The organism is Kitasatospora sp. NPDC101801, assembly GCF_044766665.1.
In the GTDB taxonomy this organism is placed as follows: domain Bacteria; phylum Actinomycetota; class Actinomycetes; order Streptomycetales; family Streptomycetaceae; genus Kitasatospora.
On sequence record NZ_JBIWML010000021.1, the window covers coordinates 19040 to 40751 of the forward strand.

General features: G+C 73.2%; 15 protein-coding genes and 1 pseudogene. 6 read left to right on the forward strand and 10 right to left on the reverse strand.

The window, feature by feature from the left end; genetic code table 11:
- Positions 1-22: 22 nt before the first annotated feature.
- Together ACIRPK_RS22285 and ACIRPK_RS22290 are read right to left on the reverse strand one after the other, a co-directional pair.
- The gene (locus ACIRPK_RS22285; protein WP_403041017.1) at positions 23-1264 is read right to left on the reverse strand and encodes a hypothetical protein; all 1242 of its coding nucleotides are present in this window, start codon (positions 1262-1264) and stop codon (positions 23-25) included.
- A gap of 77 nt (positions 1265-1341) precedes the next feature.
- Positions 1342-1887 (reverse strand): SigE family RNA polymerase sigma factor, encoded by a 546-nt coding sequence (locus tag ACIRPK_RS22290; protein ID WP_403041018.1) that lies wholly within the window; start codon positions 1885-1887, stop codon positions 1342-1344.
- A 144-nt stretch (positions 1888-2031) separates the two neighbouring features.
- Between ACIRPK_RS22290 and ACIRPK_RS22295 the strand changes: the two genes are divergently transcribed.
- From ACIRPK_RS22295 to ACIRPK_RS22310, 4 genes are all read left to right on the forward strand, one after another.
- On the forward strand, positions 2032-2472 hold the full coding sequence (locus ACIRPK_RS22295) for a hypothetical protein (RefSeq protein WP_403041019.1): 441 nt from the start codon (positions 2032-2034) through the stop codon (positions 2470-2472).
- A gap of 721 nt (positions 2473-3193) precedes the next feature.
- Positions 3194-4399 (forward strand): alpha/beta hydrolase family protein, encoded by a 1206-nt coding sequence (locus ACIRPK_RS22300; protein ID WP_403041020.1) that lies wholly within the window; start codon positions 3194-3196, stop codon positions 4397-4399.
- 16 nt (positions 4400-4415) lie between these two features.
- Positions 4416-4688: a hypothetical protein gene (locus ACIRPK_RS22305; RefSeq protein WP_403041021.1), complete on the forward strand. Its 273-nt coding sequence runs from the start codon at positions 4416-4418 to the stop codon at positions 4686-4688.
- Complete coding sequence (locus tag ACIRPK_RS22310) at positions 4685-5278, forward strand: hypothetical protein (protein ID WP_403041022.1); 594 nt, start codon at positions 4685-4687, stop codon at positions 5276-5278. The genes ACIRPK_RS22305 and ACIRPK_RS22310 overlap by 4 nt, the downstream gene beginning before the upstream one ends.
- 78 nt (positions 5279-5356) lie before the next feature.
- On the opposite strand, the gene ACIRPK_RS22315 is transcribed toward ACIRPK_RS22310, so the two are convergent.
- From ACIRPK_RS22315 to ACIRPK_RS22330, 4 genes are all read right to left on the reverse strand, one after another.
- Entirely contained in the window at positions 5357-5917 is a 561-nt protein-coding gene (locus ACIRPK_RS22315; RefSeq protein WP_403041023.1) for an FABP family protein, read from the reverse strand.
- Between the two features lie 226 nt (positions 5918-6143).
- A complete protein-coding gene (locus ACIRPK_RS22320; RefSeq protein WP_403041024.1) occupies positions 6144-8897 on the reverse strand; it encodes an FtsX-like permease family protein in 2754 nt (917 codons plus the stop codon).
- 283 nt (positions 8898-9180) lie between these two features.
- Entirely contained in the window at positions 9181-10317 is a 1137-nt protein-coding gene (locus ACIRPK_RS22325) for a peptidoglycan recognition family protein (RefSeq protein WP_403041025.1), read from the reverse strand.
- Between the two features lie 234 nt (positions 10318-10551).
- Entirely contained in the window at positions 10552-14280 is a 3729-nt protein-coding gene (locus ACIRPK_RS22330; protein ID WP_403041026.1) for an XRE family transcriptional regulator, read from the reverse strand.
- Between the two features lie 382 nt (positions 14281-14662).
- On the opposite strand from ACIRPK_RS22330, the gene ACIRPK_RS22335 reads away from it, so the two are divergent.
- Positions 14663-15244, forward strand: coding sequence for a fascin domain-containing protein (locus tag ACIRPK_RS22335; protein WP_403041027.1), 582 nt, complete (start codon positions 14663-14665; stop codon positions 15242-15244).
- Positions 15245-15491: 247 nt separating this feature from the next.
- Here ACIRPK_RS22335 and ACIRPK_RS22340 read toward each other — a convergent pair whose 3' ends face one another.
- Complete coding sequence (locus ACIRPK_RS22340; RefSeq protein WP_403041028.1) at positions 15492-17444, reverse strand: protease pro-enzyme activation domain-containing protein; 1953 nt, start codon at positions 17442-17444, stop codon at positions 15492-15494.
- A 221-nt stretch (positions 17445-17665) separates the two neighbouring features.
- A complete protein-coding gene (locus tag ACIRPK_RS22345; protein ID WP_403041029.1) occupies positions 17666-18088 on the reverse strand; it encodes a hypothetical protein in 423 nt (140 codons plus the stop codon).
- Positions 18089-20490: 2402 nt separating this feature from the next.
- On the opposite strand from ACIRPK_RS22345, the gene ACIRPK_RS22350 reads away from it, so the two are divergent.
- On the forward strand, positions 20491-20661 hold the full coding sequence (locus ACIRPK_RS22350) for a hypothetical protein (RefSeq protein WP_403041091.1): 171 nt from the start codon (positions 20491-20493) through the stop codon (positions 20659-20661).
- Here the strand turns inward: ACIRPK_RS22350 and ACIRPK_RS22355 are convergent.
- Positions 20661-21008: pseudogene (locus ACIRPK_RS22355) on the reverse strand (hypothetical protein); the annotation flags it as partial. The gene ACIRPK_RS22350 and the pseudogene ACIRPK_RS22355 overlap by 1 nt on opposite strands.
- 264 nt (positions 21009-21272) lie before the next feature.
- A complete protein-coding gene (locus ACIRPK_RS22360; RefSeq protein WP_403041030.1) occupies positions 21273-21578 on the reverse strand; it encodes a hypothetical protein in 306 nt (101 codons plus the stop codon).
- Positions 21579-21712: the final 134 nt, after the last annotated feature.

Here is a 21712-nt window from a genome sequence, read left to right on the forward strand (position 1 = left end):
GCGTGAGTTGGGGGACGCGCGGTCAGCCCGACAGCTTCCACTCGGGGCTGGTGGCGATCGCCTTCAGCTGTTCGGTGGTCAGTGCCCGGGTCGTCCGGCTCGCGGGCTGGTGCAGTCCGGCGCTGTTGTACACCGACACCACGACCCGCAGGCCGTTCGGACGCAGTGCCTCGACCGTCCAGTGGCCGGGGTCGGAGCCCTCCTGGCTGGTCAGCAGCCTGGTGCCGTCCGGCAGGGTCTCCCCGGTCGAGTACCGGCCCGAGATGGTGGTGATGCTGCGGCTCCAGTCCTGGACGTTGATCTCCACCAGGCTCGCGCCCTTCCCGTCGTCGACGGTGAAGCCGGCGTAGCCGTCCTCGCTCGCGCCCACGGTGGCCGGTGTGAGCCCGCGCGGGAGGAGGCGGGCTGCGGTGGCGACGATCTCTGCGGTGGGGAAAGCGGCCGGGCGGGTCTGCTGCGCTTCGGTCACGGGGAGGTCGGCCAGGACGGCGTCCCACACGTGCGAGGTCACGGCGCTGGTCAGTTGAGCGGGAGTCAGCGGGGGAGTGGGGCGGGTGCTAGGGGAGCCCTTCGACGCGGACGAGTTCCACTCGGAGAGCTCGACCAGCCGGCCGTCCCGGCCCGACAGCGTGGCTGCCCACCGCTTGGTGTCCAGCCGGCCGTCGGGGTACTCCGGCCCTTGGAACAGGGTCAGGACCGAGCCGTCGGCGAGGGTGCTGGTCTCGCAGGAGTCGTACGCCCGGAGCCCCGGATCCGGGCACCTGACCTCCTGGGCTCCGGCCGTCAACTGCTGGGCCCAGCGCTCCACCCGCACCGACACCACGCCGAGGCCGTGCCCGTCGTCGAAGCGCGCGCTGAGCATCGCGCCGGGGATCGGGACGTCGGCGTCCTCGAGCCCCTCGGGGTTGCTGAACGAGCCTGCGGGCAGGGCCGCCTGCAGGGCCGTCAGCATGCGTGCGCTGGAGACCGGCGCCGGGCCCGAAGCCCGACCCAGGCCGGCCGGTGAGGGGCTGGCCGACCGGTCGGAGGCCGCAGTGGCGGCACTGCCGGTCGGCGCGATCCCGGCCATGAGGTAGACGCTCCCGCCGACCAGGGCCAGGGTGGTCGCACCGGCCGCCGTCATGGTGGTGCGGCGGTGCCGCCAGGCACGGCGGCCGCGTTCGAGGCCGACCATGTCCAGCCGCGTCGTCTCGGTGCGGAACGCCTCTGCGGTCCGCGACAGGGCGTACGTCAGATCCTCTTCGAACTTGCTGTCACTGGACACGCGAATGCCTCATCACTGTCGTCATGGTCGTCGTCGGAGCGGAACGGGCGGAGCGGTACGGAGCGGAACGGGCGGGGTCAGCGGGCCGCCAGCTCGGCGAGCGAGTCGCCGAGCAGCAGGCGCAGCTTGGCCAGCGCGCGGGTCGTCCTGGTGCGCACCGCGCCCGGACTTGTCCTCATCACCTCGGCGGTCTCCTCGATACTGCGGTCCTCCCAGTGCCGGAGCACCAGCACCGCGCGGTCGTGCGGCGGGAGTTGCGCGAGCGCGTTCAGCAGCGTCAGTCGGAGCGCGCTGTCCTGGCCCTGGGCCCGGGTCTCCGGCAGCTCCCCGACCGGGAGCTCAGCGCTGGAACGGCGCTTCCGGTGGGCGAGGAAGGTGCGGACCAGGACCCGGTGCGCGTACGCGCCCGGGGCCTCGATCCGGGTATGACCCATCAGCCAGGAATTCTGCCGCCGCCAGATCGTGTACATCCGAGCCAGGGTGTCCTGGACCAGATCTTCCGCCAGGTGGGTGTCACCGCCGGTCAGCAGGCACGCCGATCGGTACAGCTGTGCAGTCCGCCCAGCCGTCAATTCCAGGAACTCGGCATCCCTGGATTCTGCAGCTACGCGACTGCCGGCCATTGTTTTCCCCCCTTGTGGTCCCGTACACCGTAAGAGAGGGCCCAGGGTGGCCCGGACGTTACAGACCAGTTTTCGAGCCCCCCGGGACGCCAGCCCGCAGGCCCTGGTGTGCGCGGCGGTGGCAGGGCAGGCTAGTTTGCTCGGGTGAGTCTCCTTGATGATGTGGCCGAGCGTGATGGCTGGCTGTGCTGGGTGTGCGACGAACCGGTCGATCCGGACGAGTCGGTGAACGATCCACGAGGGCCCAGCGTGGACAGCCGGACCGCGGACCGGAAGGCCAAGATCCCGGAGCGGCTCGCGCACCGCGGGTGCAACACCCGCAAGGGCGCGGTCAAGGTGGTCATCGCCTGGCCGGACCGCCTGTACGTGGTCGAGCCCGCGCCGCTGATCACGGTCGCCGGCAGGCTGGAGCGCAAGGGCGGCCGCGAGATGGTGGGCCGTTGCCCGACCAGGAAGGACGCCCAGGCTGCGGCGGACTGGCTGGTGGACCGTTTCTCCCGGCTGGTACCGGGACTGCCGGTGACCGCCGACATCGAGCCGGGCGGCGGCCAGTTCCTCGTCATCCTGTCCACCGGCCGCCGCTGACCGGGGGTCACCAGCGCACGCCGGGCCGGACCTTCGGCCCGCCGCCGTCCTGTCCTGACACGAGGTGACCCGTACCCGCCGGTACCCCCGTGCCGGACGGGAGGGTTCCTACGGATGGGCAGAGCGTCTTCCAACTCTGGCCGGGGCGCGTTGCCGGGCACGGTGGGGCCCGAGGAAGTGCTCGGTGCACGGTGCGGGCAGACCGGAGCGGACGGCGCCTCAGCAGACCGGTGAGCCGGTCGAAGTGCTTCTGCGGCGCCGGCCGAGCACGCGTAGTCGGTGTTCCGGCATGGGAAGTTGTGCCGGAGGTGACCCCATGGGTCACGGTGCGGCTCCCGTAAAGGACCACCCGATCATGCCGGCCGGGTCGATCTGGCTGCCGTCCTCAGCGGCCAACTCCGCCGCGGGATGAGCTGAGCATGATCCTTGACCTGTGGTGAACCGTGGCCGGCAATCTGGGACGGTCCGGTACGTGGTGGCCTTGGAGCTCGACGGGCCTGACGGCGAGCCGGGATTCGGGGCGGCGGTACCCATGAGGTGGTAGCCGAGCGCGCGTCCCCGCCACCGGCGGGTAGTGGGGGACGACACCGTCGGCCGCATCCGCCCCCGGGTGTAAACCCGTGGGCCGATGCCGCAGGGGAGGGGCCCGTGACAGCGTTCACCTGTGCCCACGGACCGTCCGTCGCGGCACAGTTGACGATCCGTGACCACGGGAGGGCCCATGACCACCACGCCGTTCATCCGCCGGAAGGGCCTGACGCGCCGCCGGGTGCTGGGAGCCGCGCTGGCTGCCGCGCCGCTCGCCTCGATCGCCGGCCCCGCGTGGGCGGAGCCGGGCACCCCCACCGCGACGCGGCTCACGCTTCCGGCGCCCACCGGTCCGCACCCCGTCGGAACGGTCGAGCTGCATCTCGTCGACCGGTCGCGCCCGGACGCCATCGCGGGCACCGGGCACTTCCGCGAGTTGATGGCCACCGTCTGGTACCCCGCGCAGGACGTCCGGCGGCACCCGGTGGCGCCGTGGATGCCGGCCGGCGCCCTGCAGGCGTTCCTCACCGACGTGGGGTTCGGCGCGCTGGTCCCGCTGGCGCCGCTCACCGCCGGCCACGTGGGCGCACCGGTGCTGCGGTCGGGTCGGCGGTTGCCGGGCGTGGTGTTCTCGCACGGCGCGCACAGCCACCAGGGCGACCACACCGTCATGGTGCAGGAGCTCGCCAGCCATGGGTACGCGGTGGTGACGGTGGCTCACCAGTACGACACCTACACCGAGTTCCCCGACGGCCGGGTCGCCGTTCCGCTTCGCGACCGCGACGCGCCGACGCTGCCCGGTGACTTCGCCGCCGACCTGCGTTTCGTCCTGGGGTGCGTCGAGCAGCTCGCTGCCGGGTGCAATCCGGACGTCGACCGGCGGAAGCTGCCGACCGGGTTGCTCGGCTCCCTGGACCCGCGCCGGATGGGCGCGTTCGGCTGGTCCAAGGGCGGGACGGCCACCGCCTGCGCCGCGCTCGCCGACGAGCGCATCCTGGCCGGCCTGAGCCTCGACGGCCCGATGCAGATGAACCCGCCGCTGGCCGGTGACCTGGACCGGCCGTTCATGATGATGTCCGCCGAGTTCACCCGGGCGACGGACCCCGAGGCCGCCGCGTTCTGGTCGCACCTGCGGGGCCCGCGGCTGAACATCCAGGCCGAAGGCGCCGCCCACATCTCGTACGGCGACAACGAGGCGCTGTTCGCCCAGGTGGCGAAGCTGCTCGGATGGAGCGGGCAGCAACTCCAGGACGTGATCGGCACCCTCGACCCCGAGCAGGCGGTGAGGATCCAGCAGGCGTACCCGCTCGCGTTCTTCGACGAGCACCTGCGCCACCGGCGCGGGCACCTGCTCGACGGGCCGTCCGCGGCCTTTCCGGGGGTGACCTTTCTCCCGTGAGCAACCGATCGTCTCGGTGCGGGGGATCGGCGGTCGACCCGGCAAGGAGCGCAGCGAGCGCAGCGGGGAAACGGTCACGGACGAGACGCCGCGCCTGGTCGACGGCGGCCTGGGTCATGACAGCCAGGGTTCCACGAACCTCGTGGCGACGGCGATCGAGCTCTGCCACGACGAGTTCGCCGTCTGCTGTGAGGCGATGGTTTGCGCTCCGAACCGATTCGCCACGGCAGGCGAGGTCGTGGCGATGGCCGTACGCCACCTGCCGCCCGGCCTCGCTTCAAGGACGTGACGGGCGAGCTGGGCTCGCTGCAAACTCCTGTACCGGTGCGTTCGGTGGGCGTACCGTCGGTGGCTGTGGACAACGGGGTGGACAAGGTGGTCTTCGGGTTGCCGGTCGAGTGGCGGCTTCGCGCGGTGCTGATCTCGTCGGCGCTGGGCGCTTTCGCCGTCGCGGTGGCGTCGGCGCAGTTCCCGGCGAGTCCGGTTGCCGCGGCGCTGATGGCGGGGGTGCCGAGTGCGGGGGTGCCGCTGCTGGTCAGCTTCGGCGGGCGGGTGACGTTGAGCCCGGCGGGGCTGAGGGTCCAACAGGCTTTCATCCCGGTGCACTTCTGCCCCTGGGAGGACGTTCAGGACATCCGGTCCATCAAGTGGCGCTCCGACAACTATCGCTCTGACTACCGCTACCAGCGCATCGTCGTCGACCGGATCGGCCGCTCGGCCCTGACGCTGCCGCATCCGTTCATCGCGTACGGGCGGCCGGCGCCGGACGTCGCACTCAAACTGGACCGGATTTTCACGTACTGGCGCCGGTGCGTACCCGTGCCGCCCCGGGGCCGGGCAGGTCGGCCGGCCCGCCTGCCCCGGGCGCGGCGCCGCTGAGGGCCCGCACCGCGGTCGGTGGCCGCTGACGCTTCACCAGTTCGGCGTCCGGTGCGTCCGCAGGTGCGGTGGCCCGCCTCATTCGGGGGACAGGCTCCGGTCCTGGTGCCACAGCTGCGCCGAGAGGTGGTGCTGGAGTGCCTGGCCGACCGCCGCGAGGTCGTGGACGAAGGTGAGCGTGCCGTCGTCGGCCAGGGTGTAGCGGCGACGGGTGGCGCTGACCTCCTTGGCGGTGGGCGCGAGCGCGACCTCGTGGGTGGCGAGGTCGACGGCGGTGCCGTCCGCCCGGCCGACCAGGATCTCCGCGATGCCGGTGGGCTGGGTGATCAGTGCCTCGACCCGGCCGTCGGGCTGGAGCCGCCACCAGCCGCTCTCCCGGGCCGACGGGCGCAGCGGTGCGTCGTCGGCGTCGAGCAGCCATGCCCGGGTCTCGTAGTGGAGGAAGGGCCGGCCGTCGTGGCTGAAGGTGACCTCCTGCGCGTAGCTGAACCCGGCGTCGAGCGTCGGGTATCCGCCGCGTCCCCGGCCGCGCCAGGTTCCCAGGAGTCCGAGCACCGGTTGCAGGAGCGGGTGCGGGGCGGGCGCCTCGTCCGGTCGGTGGGCATCGGGGTACGGGTGCTCCGGTGCGGGGTCGAACACGGTGCGCGCTCCTCAGGTTGGGTCTGCCGACGGTCCGGGTGACGAGGGAAGCCTAGGGCCCCGTCTGCTCCCGGGTGGGGCGGTCGCCGTGCGCGACGACCGCCGGGGGCCGTTCCTCGGCGGCCGGCCCACCCGGACGCCGGACCCGGCCTGGCCGTTGCCAGAACCACCGGCCGAGGTCGGCTCTGCAGCCGTCCGGTGACCAGGGCGCGGGTGCGGTGATGGTTCAGCGGTCACCTGCTCTCAGTTCGGTGGTGATCTGGCGTCGGGCGGTGACGGCGGTTTCGGCCAGGACTGCGAGGACGGCCAGGACGGCCAGGCCGAGGGCCTGGGTGGTGATCGGGCCGGGGAGCAGGCGCAGGCCGGGCTCGACGGCGGTGCCGACCAGGGGGGAGAGGTCCACGGCTGGGCCGAGCAGCAGGACGGCGACCATTGCGACCCCGGCCCCGCCGGCTGCGGCGAGCAGCACCGGCGGGAGCGATTCGGCGAGGACCATGGCCATCCCCTGACGCGGCCTCAGGCCCATGGTGCGCAGTCGGGCGAGCAGGGCGGCCCGTTCGGGTGCGGCCCGGACCAGGGTGAGCAGCACGGCGAGCACCGCGTAGAGAGCGGTGGTGGCGACTGCGGCCCAGAAGGTCCGCTCGGCGGCCTGCCGGAGCGGCTCCTCGCCGAGCTCGCGTTCCGCCTCGGTGCTGGTGTGGAGGCTGAAGCCGGGTGCCTTGGCCTCGGGCAGGTCGGGGGCGTCGACGGTGGGGAAGCTCCGTTCGGCCAGCGCGCGCAGGGCGGACTCGTCGACCGGGCCGGTGGCCATCCAGGTGTTCGGCGGGCCGATGGTGTCGGCGAAGGCGATCTGCACGGTCGGGACCGTGGTGCCGAACGCCGCCGGGCTGGCGGTGACGGTGCCGACGGTGTGGATCCGCACCATTCCGGTGGGCAGGTAGAGGCGGTAGTCGCCCTGCGCCAGGTCGGGGCTGACCAGGGCGGGCACCAGGTCGTTCTTGGCAGGCCCGAGCAGGGCCGGGTCGAAGGTGCCGCGCCCGGCGGTCCTGGCCACCTCGGCGTACGGCTCGGGCTCGGCGGCCACCAGATGGACCTGGGTCCAGCCGCCGTTCTCCGAGGTGAGGGTCAGGTCGTCGTCCGTGCGGAGCGGGAGGGACGTGCGGACACCGGGCAGCAGGGCGGCAGCCTCCGCGAAGCCGGCCGGGAGGGTGCCCGGCGCGGTGGACCGGACGACGGCGTCCCCGCCGACCCGGTAGCGGGCGGCGGCGGCGCGCTCGGCGGTCACCCCGGCCAGTGCGGTGGAGCCGAAGGCGGCGCAGCCGACCGCGAGCAGCAGGGCGAGCAGCAGCAGGACCGAGGGCCGTCCGCCGGGGCCGCCCCGGGCGGCGCGGGTCAGTCCGAGGAAGGTCACCGCGCCCGAGCGGCGGGCGGACCAGCGGGCCGGCAGTCCGACCAGCAGCGGCTGGAGCCGGGCCAGCAGTACCGCTCCGGTCAGGGCGAGCAGCAGCGGGGCGGCCACCAGCAGTGGGTCGATGCCCTCGCCGACCGGGGTCACGCCCCGGCGGCGGGCCTGCGTCACGGCGGCCACGGTGGCGGCCAGGACGACGAGTTCGGCCGTCAGACGGCGGCGGGTGGCGGCCTTGGGCGGCCGCAGGGCGAGCACCGCCCGGACCGGGAAGGCCAGCCAGGCGAGCACGGTGACCGCCACCGCGGCGACCAGGGCGGTGGTGTGACGGTAGGTCGGGAACAGCAGCAGGGCGGTGGCGGTGCCGACCGCAGCGGCGGGCAGCACGGTGAGGAGGCCCTCGGCGAGCAGCCGACGGGCCAGCCAGCTCGCACCGGCGCCGCGGGCCCGGAGCAGCCGCAGCTCGGTGATCCGGCGGTCGGCCGCCAGTGCGGCGGCCAGGCAGAGCACCACGGCGGCCACGCCGGCGGCTCCGGCGGGGCCGACCGAGGTCAGCGTGGTGGCGGCGGCCTGCCGGTCCCTGGCCTGGTCGATCAGGGTGCGCAGTTGGGACTGCAACCGCAGGTCGGGGCGTCGGCTCTCGGTGGCCAGGGCGGCGGCGACCGGTCCGGAGGTGACGGTGGCCAGCGCGGCGGAGGTGTCCGCGAGCCGGTCGGCCCGCAGCCTCCGGGTGTCGACCGGCAGCCGCCAGAAGTCCTGGCCGCCCTGTCCCCAGGCGGCCACCGTCCGGACGTACTCGGGGCTGACCAGTGCGGCGGCCTGCCAGTAGCGGTCCGGTGGCCGCAGCGGTGTGAACCGCTGGCAGGCAGTCAGCGCGCAGCCGTGGCCGATCCAGAACGGGTCCTTCGGATCGGCGGTGAAGAGGCCGGTCACCCTGACCCGTTGGGGCGGCCGGGGGTTCTTCGGGTCCGGGCCTTCGTCCAGCACCTGGCCGAGGTGGGCGCCCAGGGTCCTGGCGCTCTCCTCGGAGAGCACCACGGGGTACGGCTCGCCCTCCGGCAGCCGGCCGGTCGGCCACTGACCCTCCGTCAGCCGTACGTGGGCCGGGGCATCGTGCAGGTACATCAGGGAGAGCTGCGGGGGGACCCCGTCCGGGGCGGCCAGTCCCGGGGTGGCGAGGCTCGTCCAGCGGGCGCTCGCCGTGCCGTACACCAGGCCGTCCGGGTCGAGCGGCAGCCGGGTGCCGATCCGTTCGGTGAGCAGCTTGGCGACGGAGTCGAGACCGCCGATCTCGTTCCCGGTCTGGCTGCGCGCACTGGCGTGCAGGCCGGTGGAGTCGAGCCCGGCGTCGGCCAGGTAGCCGCGCAGCGCCCGGTCGGCGCCCCGGTCCCCGGTCAGCGGGATGGCGGCGGCCAGGAAGGTGGTGACCAGCGCGAGCAGGGCGGTCAGCAGGGCGGCGGCCGGCATGGCGCGCAGCCGGGTGCGGATCCAGGGTGCTCCGGCGGGGGCCTGCCGCCGCACCCTGGGGCCCGGCTGCTCCGGGGTCTCCGGCTCGACGGTCCGACGGGCGCTCATGGTTCCTCCGTGCGGTGCAGGTCGGTGGCCGGGACCGTCGAGTCCGCTTGCGCGAGCACAGTGCCCGTGGTCAGCACCGCAGTGGCGAGCGGCAGTTGCTCTGCTCGCAGGCTGCGCAGTACGAACTCGAGCGTTCCCCCGTGAGCCCCGTCCCGGACAGCGGACGACTCTGTCAGAGATCGTTCGTCACGGGAAGGGTCTTGCGCGAATCATGAGGAGGCCCGGGTGGTCCTGGTGGCGTGCCGGCACCACCCGGGCGCGTGCGCCGAGTTGGCGGGGTGGCTCAGCCGGTCTCGCTCACGATCCTGGCGACATCGGTGCGGAGCGCCGGGAGGGCGTCGTACATCTTGGCGCCGGGGCAGTCGGTGGCCAGCCAGTCGCGGTGGCCGCTGATGGTCTTGACCGCCTTGGTGACACCGTTGATCGGGTTCACGTAGGTGAGGTCCGCCTCGGGGGCGAGGTTGTGCCGGCGCGACAACTCGGCGAGCAGCGCGGTGAGCGACTGGCGGGCCGCCTCGGTGGCCAGCCGGCCGGTGAGGGTGCCGAGCAGGCAGATGCCGAGGTTGCCGGAGTTGTAGCCGGCGCTGTGGAAGGCGGTGACCAGCTTGCCGGTGCTGTCGTGCGCGGGCAACGGGTCGGTGCCCGAGTAGCGGCCCTCGTAGATCCGGCCCGCCTCGTCGATCAGGAAGTGGTAGCCGATGTCGCCCCAGTCCAGGGTGATGGCGTGGTAGTCGTAGATCGCGCGGACGGTGGCGGCCGGGTCGGGGTCGGCGTTGACGCCGGCGCTGTGATGGACGGTCAGCGTCTGCAGCGGGTAGAACGCGGTCGGGGTGTTCTCGGTCCCGTTCTTGAACCGCTTGGATTCGTCCGCGCCCCAGGCGGCGCGGGTGAGGTACTCGATGCCGCCGAAGGTGCCCGGTGCGGTGGCGGCCACGGCGACCCTGCGGACCGGGCCCTGCCGGGTGTCGATCGCGGCGGAGCGGACATCGGTGGCGCCGTCCGGCAGCCGCAGGTCGTAGCCGGTCGCGCCGGCCGCGGCGATCAGCGCGGTGGCGGTGCGCGCCGGGTCCGTGGCGACCCCGTCCGGGCCGGCCGCGCAGCCCGTCACCAACCGGCGCCAGGCGCCGGGATTCCCGTCGGTGCCGTGCAGACGGATCTCCGCACCGCGCTGGGAGCCGGTCCAGCTGACCCCGACGTACCCGATCGGGAACGCGGTCCGTACCGCGGTGGCCGCCGCACCGGTGGCCGAGCGGGCCCGGGTCTGCGGGACCTCGGTGATCCGCGGCCCGGCCGCTGGGGCCGTCCCGGACGAGGGGGCGGCCGCGGCGGAGGCCAGGGGAGTGAGGGCGACGGCGGCCGCGGTGGCGCCGACGGTGCCGATCACGGTGCGGCGGCTGACGGCGGGTGAGTGGTGGTGCATCGGTGTCTCATCTCGGTACGGAGGTGCAGCCGGGACGCCTGTGAGCGCGTGTTCCGGGTGACGGTTGATCAGTATCGTCTGTATACACGCCGACGGGGGACGGATCGGTCGGAGGGAGGCGGATCGTGCCCGAATTCTTGGTGCGCGGTGCCCGTCCGTCCACCCGGCCGGTGTACTCCGGTGACGTCGCGCGGTGCCGCGGCGGGTCGTTCACGGTCGCGGACCCAGCGCGGCTCAGCGGCAGGTACCCCGATACTCCAGCGACGGCAGGTAGTCGCCCCACTGTTCCGCGCTCAGGCCGCTGCCCGCGCCCCGGCAGAGGTCACTCGCCGCGCGGTCGGGGTCGAGCGGCCAGCGGACCACCCGGCCGTCCTCCGCGCCGGAGAGCAGCGCGCCGTCGTCGGTGAAGGCGAGCGCCCGGATCCGGGCGGTGTGGCCGGTGAGGGTGGCCAGCCTGCGCCGTGCCGCGACATCCCACACCAGCACGCTTCCGTCGTCGCCCGCCGAGGCGAGCAGGCGCCCGTCCCGGCTGAAGGCCAGCGTCTGGACGGCCGAGGCGTGGCCCTTCAGCAGCGCGGTCTGCCGACCTGTCCGGCCGTCGCGCAACGCCACCGTGCGACCGTCGCCGGAGGTGGCCAGCACGCTGCCGTCCGGGCTGAGCGCCAGCGCCTGAACGGCTCCCTGACCGGTGTCGTCACGGCTCAGCAACGCCCCCGAGGCCGGGTCCCAGCCGGCCAGCTTCCCTGACGGCCCGACACCCAGCAGCCGCTCACCCGAGGGGGTGAAGACCACCGAGGTGGCGAGGCGCGAGGCGAACCGGGCGGTGACGTCCACCGGGGCGGCCGGGGCACCGACGTCCCAGGCGAACAGCCCCAGCGCCGCCACCACCAACAGCTTCCCGTCGGGCGCGAAGGCGATGCCGGTGGCGGAACCGAAACCGAACGGCCCCAGCGGCTCGCCGACCCGAAGGCGCCGGGCGACGTCCCACAGGGTGACCAGACGGTTGCGGGTCACTGCGGCCAGCAGCCGTCCATCGGAGCTGAAGGCCACCGCCGCCACCTCGTCCCCCGGACCGTCCAGCACTCCCGTCGGCCTGCCGTCCCGGGTCCAGAGCCGTACCGCGCCGTCGCTTCCGGCGGTGGCGACCGTGGCACCGTCCGGGCTGGTCCGGACATCGGTCACCTCGGCACTGAAACCGCCGAACGGTTCGGCCGCCAGGTCGTGCACCACGACGGTGCCGTTGTAGCCGGCGGAGGCGAGCATGCCCGCGTCCCGGCTGAGCGCCACCGCCACCGTCTCGCTGCGCCCCCGGTCCCGGTAGGAGCCGAGCGCCACACCACGCCGGAAGTCCCAGAGGTGCACCGTGCCGGTCTCGTCGGCGACCGCGATCCGGTCGCCCGCGGGGGCGGAGGGTGTCCAGGCGTACGCATCGGCCAGGGCGGGCGGCGCGATCGCCACCGGGGCCGGGCCGCTCAGGTCCCACAGGCTCAGGCCGTGGTCGTCGGCCGAGGCCGCCAGGATTCGGCCGGTCGTCCCGAAGGCCACCGAATCCGAGCGGGCGGCGGAGAGTTGGGCGATCCGCCGGCCCGTACCGACCTCCCACACCAGCGGCCCGTCGGCGCCGGAGACCGAGGCCAGCAGACCCCCGTCCGGACTGAAGGCCAGCGAGGTGACCTGGGCCTGACCCGCCGCCAGGACCGTCCGCGCACCGGTGGAGAGGTCGTGCAGCGCGATCGAGCCGCCTGCCGCGCCGACCGCCACCAGGTGCCCGTCCGAGCTGAACGCCATGCCCCGGCCCGCGCCCTCCTCCACCAATCGGACGACCTGGCGGCGCTGCGCCACGTCCCAGACGATCACCGACCCGGACGTGCCGTCGACCCCGGCCGAGGCCAGCAGCCGGCCGTCCCCGCTGAACCGCACCTGCTGCACCACGCCCTGGCCGCCCGCGAGTTCGGCCACCAGGGTGCCGGTCACCGGGTCCCACAGGGACACCGATCCGGCCACCCCGCCCGAGGCGAGCAGGGTGCGGTCCGGGGCGAAGTCGACGCTGTACACGGGCACCCCGGGGGTGCCGAACTCGGTGCGGTGGGGCATCGCGGCGGCGGCGCTCAGCACGGCGCCCCGGGTCTCGGCGTCGGGGTGCATCCGGGCGGCCGTCACGGCCAGCAGACCCGCCAGGGCGGGGTCGCTCGACAGCAGCGAGCGGGACTTCAGGGCCAACTCCCCGGCCAGAGCCGCCGTCTGACGCTGCTCCGCGGTGTGCCGCTCGTTGAGCGCCACACCGCCGCCGAGCAGCGCCAGCACCAGCAGCACCGCAGTACAGGCGACCAGCCGCTGCAACAGGCGGGTCCGCCGGCGCACCGCCCCCAGCTCGGCCGCCGCCAGGTCGCCACCCGCCCGCAGGAAGTCGGCCTCCCACCGGTTGACCTCGCCCGGGTGCTCCGCGGCCCAGGCCCGTGCGGTCTGCAGTTGGGTGCCCCGGTAGAGCGCCCCGGGATCGCGGTCGAGGGCCTGCCAGTGCTGGGCGGCGTCGGTCAGCCGGCGGTGCACCAGCAGGCTCGCCCGGTCGTCGGTGAGCCAACGGTGCAGCCGGGGCCAGGCCCGGATCAGCGCCTCGTGCGCCAGCTGGACGCGATCCCCGTCCAGCACGACCAGCCGCGCCCCGGCCAGCAGGTCCAACACCTCGGCGAGCGCCGGGTCAGGGGCCAGACCGTGCAGTTCGGACCGGGTGATCGGCCGACGGGTGTCCTCGGAGCCGTCGCCGAGCACGGCCAGCCGGAGGAGGATCCGCCGGGCGAGATCCTGCTGCCGACCGAGCCGCTGGTACACCTCCTCCGCCGTCTGCGCCAGGGCACCGCGCACACCGCCGCAGGCCCGGTAGGCGGCCGCCGTGAGCTCCTCGTCGGTGCGCCGGCGCCAGGTCTCCAGCAGCGCGTGCGAGACCAGCGGCAGGGAGCCCGGCTGTTCCGCCGCGTCCGCCAGGACGACCGCCGCCAGCTCCGGATCCAGCCGCAGGCCGGCCCGCGCGGCCGGCTGCACCACGATCTCCCGCAGCTCGCCCTGCGACGGTGGCCCCAGCAGGAGCTGGGCCTCGTCCCGCAGCGCCTCGGTCAGCCCGGGGTGCCGGGTGATCCGGCCCAGGAAGTCGGCCCGCACGCCCAGGACGACCGTGGTCCGCCGGCCCGGGCCGTGGGCCGCGTCCAGCAGGGCGTCGACGAACCGGCACGCCTCCCGCTCGTCCGCGCAGAGCGTGAAGACCTCCTCGAACTGGTCGACCACCAGCAGCAGTCGGGTCTCGGCGGGCCCGGCCGCCAGAACGCCCCGCACCGCGAGGTCCAGGGCGGCCGGATCGGCCGTCAACTCCTCGAACAGGTGGGTGGCATCGCCGTCGGACAACTTCGCCAGCCGGTCGGACAACTCTCGCAGCGGCTGCGCCGTCGGGGTCATCAGGACGGTCCGCCAGCGGCTCGCAGCCGCCTGGTCCGCCTCCAGCGCACCGACCAGTCCGGCCCGCAGCAGCGAGGACTTCCCGCTGCCGGACGCCCCGAACAGTCCTACCAGGGGCAGCCGTTCGACCCGCTCGCGCAGCCGCTCGGCCATCTGCGCCCGGCCGAAGAACCACGGGGCGTCCTCGGGCTGGAACGCCGCCAGGCCCTGGTACGGACACGGCGGCGCGGGACTCTCGCGCACCAGCACGCCTCCGGCGTCGGCCGCCGACTCCCATCGGGTCCGCCACTCCGCCTCGTCGCCGCCGCAGGCCGCCACGTACGCCAGCGTGACCTCCAGCGACGGCAGCCGCTGTCCCTTGGCCGCCTCGGCGAGGGTGCTGGCGGAGAAGTGGACGCGCTGGGCCATCAGCCGGTAGCCCGGGCGCCCCGCCCGCTCCCGCAGCTCGCGCAGACCGGCCGCCAGGAGTGCTATCCGACCACCGTCCGGGTCCAGCGGCTTCTCGGGACGCCCCACGCCAATCCCCCCATTGACCACGGTTGTCTGTCCGGCCCCCAGGCCCCTGCCGGACAAACCCTGGGCCGATTAGACATGGTGCCGCAGCCACAGTCCAGGCTGTTTCCGTCCAACGGACGCAGGAGCCCTGATGACCCGCGAACGTTGACGGGCCCACCGCGATTCGGCCGCCCCGGCCCGGCCGGCACCGGTACCGAACACCGCGGACCGCTCACGGCCTCCCACGGGGGTGGGGGCCGCGACCAGCGGTGCGTCAGGGCCCACCCGACCGTCGTGAGGAGCAGCCTGACGGCTGCTCACCTCCGCCGCGCCGGGACGTGTCCGAGCACATCACCACAGCACTGAACCGACGTCACCCGTTCCTCCGAAAGGACACCCAGCCTTGAAGCTCTGGAAGACACTCCTCATCGGCCTGGCCGCCACCCTTCCGCTCACCCTGACCGGTACGGCGTCGGCGAGCGCCCCGTCGGCCGGCCCCGCACGCCAGGCGGCGGCGTCGGCCCTGGGAGCGACCCGGTCGCTCGTCGCCGTCGACTGCTACGACAACATCGTGATCATGGGAGCGAACGACAGGTTCGTCTCCGCCGAACTCGGATACGCGGGAGCGCGCTACGGCGAACTCCGGGCCCGCGGCACGGCGGTCGGTCCGTGGGAGCTGTTCGGGCTCTGCCGGAACCGGAGCACCGGAGAGACGATCCTGTGGTCCGAGGCCAACGGTGACTTCGTCTCGGCGGAGATCGCCTACGGCGGGTCCGACTACGCGGAACTGCGGGCCCGCGCCACCGAGATCGGTCCGTGGGAGAGGTTCTACACACCCAACACGCCCGGCTCCGGCAACACGTACTTCTTCGCCGACGCCAACCTGGGCTACGTCTCCGCCGAACTCGCCTACTCCGGCGACGGGTACGCCAAGCTGCGCTCTCGCGCCACCGAGCGCGGCGCCTGGGAGACCTTCCGCTGGTAGCCCGCCCGCCGCACCTGAGCCACGGGTGCGGCTGAAAGGCCGTACAGACCGCCCCCGCCCCCGTCGGCCGTTCCGGCGGCGGGGGCGGGGGCGCGTCGGCCCCGGAGGCTCCGCTCCGACCCGCAGGAGCGGGGGCGTGGGGGAGCTCGCTCCGGCAGGGCGTCGAGCGGGCGAGCCACGGCCGGCCCCGAGGGTCCCGGGGCCGGCCGTGGCTCCGGCGCAGTGACTCTGGCTCAGTGGCTCCGACTCAGTGGAACAGGCTCCCGTACGAGGCGACGTAGCCCGGGGCGGGCGTGCCGACGCCGGTGACGTCGTCGTAGCCGCGGACCGCGTGCAGCGAGCTGTCCTTGCCGAGGCTGCGTACCGAGGTGCGCAGGCCGTCGGTGGCGTCCACGGTGTTGACGAAGTCGACGCGGGCGACCGCGAGTTCACGGTTGGCGCCGAGCGGCCGGTCGGTCACGTCGTGGTAGAGCGGCGAGTCGTAGCGGGCGTAGATCCCCGGATTGGCGAAGCCGATCGGGAAGTGCCGGGCCTGCTGCGCCAGTGCCTGGACGCCCGCGATCACCGGGGCGGCCAGCGAGGTGCCGCCGATCCGGTACTCGTCGTAGGAGACGGTGCCGTCGGGCCAGGACTGGGTCTGGCCGACCAGGAAGCCGGTGTTGGGGTCGGCGACCGCGGCGATGTCGGGGATGGTGCGCATCCGGGTCGGGCCGTTGGCCTTCGCCAACGAGTCGGGCACGACCCCGCGCTGGTAGAAGGGCTGCTTGACGGTGGCACTGGTGCCGCCGCCCGCGCCGCCGGTGAAGGTGCCCGGGAAGTCGGTCCAGCTCTTGCCGTCGGCGGAGAGGGTCGCCTTCTGCGTGCCCCAGCCGGTCTCGAACTGGTACCGGTCACCCTTGCCGACGGCCAGCGAGGTGCCACCGACGGCGGTCACCCAGGCCGAGCTGGCGGGGATGTCGACCTGCTTCTTGCCGGTGTTGGCGACCTCGTCGCCGTCGTCGCCGGAGGAGAAGTAGAAGCCGATGCCCTCGATCGCGCCCAGTTTGAAGGTGCGGTCGTAGGCGGCCGCGGTGTCCGAGGTCTGGTTGGCCTCGATGTCGCCCCAGGAGTTGGAGACGATGTCGGCGAGCCGGCTGTCGACGATCTTGTTGAGGGCGTCGAGCAGGTCGGGGTCGTTGCAGGAGGCACCGGCGACGTACACGATGTTCGCGTCCGGGGCGAGCGCGTGCACCGCCTCGACGTCGAGGGACTCCTCGCCGTACCAGCCGGAGGCGCCGCAGTCCTCCACGCTGTTGTAGGAGGCGGGCAGCACCTCGGTGTACTGGCCCTTGCGGTAGGCCTGGTCGCCGTTGCGCTTGGCGTACGCGGCCGCGTCGGCCGCCATGGTCGGCGAGGCGTAGGCGTCGGTGATCGCGACGGTCACGCCCTGGCCGGTGTACTTGCCCGCACCGTAGGCGGCGCGCAGCTGGGTGCCGGTGTACCCGTGGACGGCGTACGGGATCTTCGCGCCGTACGCGTCCGGCAGCGTGCCGGCGGTGTTCGAGCCGTAGTAGGTGGAGAACGGCCCGGCGTTGCGGAAGCCGGCGCCGGGGCCCGGCAGGGTGTCCTTCGGCTCGGCGCGGTGCGGCGCGTTGTCCAGGCCGGTGACGGTGAGCACGGCGTCGGCCAGTTCGCGCGGGGCGGAGGCGGCGTGCGCGGGGGCGTGGAAGGTGCGGCCGTCCTTGCGGTAGTCGTGCAGCGGCGTGGCGAACGCCTTCTGCACGGCCGCGGCGTCACCGGTGACCGCGAGGTAGTGCCGGCCGTCGCCGGTGACGCTCAGACCGGCCGACTTCAGCCACGCGGTGACCGCCGCGATCTGCTGCGGGCTCGCACCGAAGCGCTCCTCGGCCTGCTGGGGCGTCAGGTACTTGCCGTACGAGGGCGAGGCCGGGTCGGAGACCGCGGTCGCGTAGGCGGTCAGCCCCTGGGCGTCCCGGCCGGCGAGGTACACGCGGGCACCGACCTGGGTGGATCCGGCCGTGGCCCCGGTGTCGGTGGCGCTGCCGGTCCATTCGGGGGCGGTGCCCTCCAGGGTGGCCCGGCCGTTCGGGACGGGCTCCGCCTGTGCGGACGGAATGCCGACGGCCAGCGTGCCGGCCAGCAGCGACACGGCTGCCACGGCGCGCAGGCCGGTGCGCCGGTGGATGTGATCGGTGGTCATGGAGCGATCCCCCCTGAGATGTCCTGGCGGATTGTCAGGTGCGGATCGTATCGACCACTTGTCGCATTCCCCAGTGATGGAAGCAGGTTGATCCATCGTCAGGGGAAAGCTTTACCCAGCCGTGGGTGACCCCTTGCCGGGGGGACGCAGGGGTGAGGGACGGCGGCCTGGCGTCCCTCGGCAAGGTGACCGGCGAGGCTGCCTTGGGGGCGGGTACGGCGTCAGTGGAAATCGACCGGATGCCGTGGGCCGGCCTGGGCTCGTGCGGCGACCACCGCTTCCAGGAGAGGCCAGCCGTCGAGCTCCACGGCAGATGGGTGCTGCGGCTGCCAACCGCAGGAGACCGCCGCATCGAGCAGGGCTCGGACGGTGCCCGGTTCGTGCAGGTTCAGGGCGCCGCCGTGGGTGGAGCCCACGTCCCCCGATCCCAGGGGGAAGCCGCCCGGGACGTACCGGCCAGGGCCTTCGTCGAAGACGATGCGCAACGGGCCGCCGCTGCCGGCCGGTTGCGGGTAGAGCGTGAGAGTCTCGCGGCAGCCCGAGGCGGAGCCGTTCTCCGCCGGGCGGTGACTGTGGCCGAGGGTCCACAGGTAGACGTGCCCGTCGGCGACCAGGCGGCGGGGCTTCGTCGGATGGCGGGGCACGGTGCTGAGCGTACGCGGCCTGGCTCATCCGCCACTGTGCAGACGGCGCCGGTCGGAGTTGGCTGGGACGGGCCGGTGTCCTGCGGCAGGTGGATCTGACCGTTTGCCGGGTGATCTTGACCGTCCGGCCCTGGCCGTCCCTGCGCGTCGGGCGGGGCCCTCCGGGCGGGGACGGAGTCACTCGCAGACGCGGGCAGCGCTGAACTGCCGGGCGACCGAAGCCCAGTTCACGGGTTCGATGGTGGGATGCCGGGAATTGCCGACCGGCGTTCGAGATAGGCACCGAGCCGGCTCTCCCACGATGCCAGGAATCCGGCCAGTGAACCGCTCGCCCAGCCACCGCCGTCGCCCGCCCGCAGGCCCCGAGCCGATCGGCCGCATCGGCCCAGGATTCCACATCGGCCACTCGCCGGATCCCCGGAGCTGTACCTCCCCGTGACCTCAGCGGTCGTCGAGGAGCGACCCGGAAGCCGTGTCACGAGTCTCGCGCGGTCAGACCTGCGCGCAGCAGACCACGTCGGGACGGGTCACGGGTCGTCAGGCCGGTACTCCAGGTTCCGGATCGGATCTTCCTGTCTGCGTGCAGCTGTGCGTTCTCGTCTCGCTCGGGTCGGGTCGGGAGCGTGGTCAGCGCCAGTGAGGTTGCGAGCCGTTGACGCCTTCGCGGGTGCAGGTGATGGGTTGGCCGTGGGCGTCGGTGGTGGAACGGTCGATGTCGCTCTTACGGCAGTACTCGCCGGTTTTGTAGCAGTTTCCCGCGTTGGTGGTGATGGAGCATGCACCGCTCCCGCTCCCACTACTGGTGGGCGTACGGCTGGACGGCGCTGTGGTGGCGGTGCGGCTGGGGGCCGATGGCTCGGCGGTGATCGCAGTACCAGGGGCCGCTGGAACGCTCGCGGCGGTGCTGCTGCGCACGGCTGTCGGCGTGGCGGGGGGAGAGGATGCCATGGCAGTGCTGCTGGCCGGAGGCGTCGTCGGGGTGGCTGCGGGTTTGCTGCTCGGGGTGGGGCCGGGAGTGCTGCCACCTGAGCCGCAGCCGGCCAGCGCCAGCACGGCCAGGGCTGCTGCGGCCACTGAAACAATTCCACGGATTAGCACATCAGCACAGTAGACATGTCGCCGCAGAGCTCTTCGTTGTTGGTCCGTTCGTGGGCGGTGCTTCTTTGCCTTGCCCCGTCCGACGGTTGTGGCGGTGCTGTCCGCGGTGGCTCTCCGGACCCGTCCCGGCTCGACTGGCTTGCCCGCCGCGCACCCGGACTGCCGGTGAGCAGGCCCGGGTGCCGGGCTGGGGGAGTCTCCGTCGCTGTCGTGTCTGGTCGTTCGCCCCGCACAGCCTGGTTGCGTCGGGACCTTCTGGAGCGGTCGTCCGGACCGCTGGGTGGCCGCCTCTGCCGTAGCAGGTCGGTTCGCTGCTCAGTGAGCGGCAGCCTCCCCGGTCGCCTGTCCGCCCGCAACGGCCCGGTCCTGGCGACTGGATCGTCAGGCTGCTGTCCGGCTCCGGCTGTTGGCCTCTGCTGCCTGCGTCCGCTCCGGCTGTCGTTTGCCGCCCGCCCGCGTCCGTGCTTGCTGGCTGCCTGCCGTGGCCACCGGCTGGGTCGGCTGCTGTGCTTGGCGACCGCTTGCCCTGGAGGCGCTTCTTGGCCGCGAGGATCGGCACTCTAGGGTGACCGTCCATGAGACGAACGTGGGGGATCGCCTTGGCTGCGGCCGGTGCCGTGGTGCTGGCCGGAGGCGGCTATGTGGTGGGGGCTTCGACGAATGGTGGGGCGGAAGCGTCGTGCACGGAGTCGAGGCGGGTGGTCGGGGACTTCTTCGGTGAGTGGTCGAAGCTGGACCGGGACGACACGGGGCGGCCGGTCAGGGTCCGGGCGGCGGCCGAGGTCGTTCTCGAGCGCGGGGAGTGCTTCTCGCTCGCAGCCCGGGCCTCGGCCCGTGCCGCGGTGCAGCAGTTCGACCGGAGCGCGGGGTTGCCGGTCGGACAGAGCAACGAACTCCCGACTCAGCTTGGGGCGGGCCTGGCGTTCTGCGAGATGGTTGTGAAGGATCCGGCGTCCTGCCGCACCTCCCCCCGTTGACGGGGCCTGTCAGCTTCGGCCTGGCCGCACTCGGGTCCCCCGGCCTGACCGCGCCCGCGCCCGGCCCGGCCCGTGAGACCGGGCGGCCGACAGTACGACGTCTGTCCAGGAGGACAGCTCGGCGGTGGAGGGCGTCGAGCTGGAGCGGGTGGTGGCCGACCCGGTGACGTGGGTGTGGTCGCGGGGCGACAGGGCCGACCGGTCGGCCCTGTCGCTGCGGGCGACCGGGGAGGGGAATCGTCGTTGGGAGGCCGTGGCGTCCGTGCCGGGCGCCCCGCCCACCATCTGACAGAGGACGAGGCCCGGGTCCGGGTGTGTGTCCGGGCGTTGAGCGGCCGCCTGACCGGACCGTTCGGGATCCTCGGCGAGCTGCTGTCCGGGCCGGTGGGTGAGGAGCTGCGGGCGTACGTGGCGGCCGACCTCGCTCCGGTGGTCCGGTTCGTCCGCGAGGGTCCGAGCGGTGTGGTGGCGGAGAGCCGGTCGGCGGCGCTGGTGTAGCCATAGGCCGTGACGCCGCCACGTGGGTTGGTGACGCTGGTCAGCAGCCCGAGGGTGCCGAAGCCGTAGCCGGTCTTTCCACCGCCGGGTTGGTGGTGGAGGTGAGCTGGTTGCTGCTGTTGCAGACGTGGCTGGTGGTGTTGCCGCGGCCGTCCTTGTGTGAGTTGACCCGGTTTGCCCCGTCGTAGGTCCAAGTGTCGGTACGGGGCGGGGGGGCTGGTCAGGACATTGCCGTTGGCGTCGTAGGCGTACTTGGTGATCTTGCCGTACGGGTCGGACTGCCAGGCGATCACTATGCCCGTGTAGGCCAACGCGATGCGGCTGACAGGGTGATGGTTCGCCTGCATGCTGTGAGGTGTCCACACAGAGGACCGTGGAAGTGTTCGCCGTCAGCAGGCTGGCATGGAGCTGGTGTTCATCGCCAAGGCCCCCACACCAACGGGGAGAACTGCCCGACTGTCTGGGTGGACCCGGAGACGCGCGGCCTGGTAATTCAAGGCCGGAAGGCCGAGGCGTGCCTCACGGCGGGCCCCATGCCGGACAGTGAGACCGCGCTTGAGATCTGACCCGGTGTGGCCTGGTTTATCGTCTCCCGGTCGCACCGAAGCTGCTCAGCCGAAGCCGACCTCGGTGAAGCAGCAGCCTCCGCGCTCGGCGACGGGCAGGACCTGGGTCGGCGTGAGCCGCGGGGCGTGGCGGAAGTACTGAGAGAAGCCCGATGCGCGGAACGTCAGGTCGAACGAGTGGCCCTGGATATGCCATTGGGGCCAGCTCTGCTTGCCGTCGTCCGGAGCCGACCGGTGTACCGCGTCGATCTCCAGTTCCGGGTGCATGCCCTTGAAGCCGAGGTCGCCTTCAAGGTCCCAGACCTCTTCGAAGACGAGCGTCGCGGGGGCGATCCAGAAGGGGAAGTTCATGCCCACGGAGGTGGCCCAGTACGCCGTACCTGGCCGGCTGCGGCTGCTGACCGAGCGTCAAATCGGCTTGGGCACTGTTCACGTTCGTTCAGCCGGGAACGTGAACGCGGCCTGCGCCCAGGCGGGGAACGGCT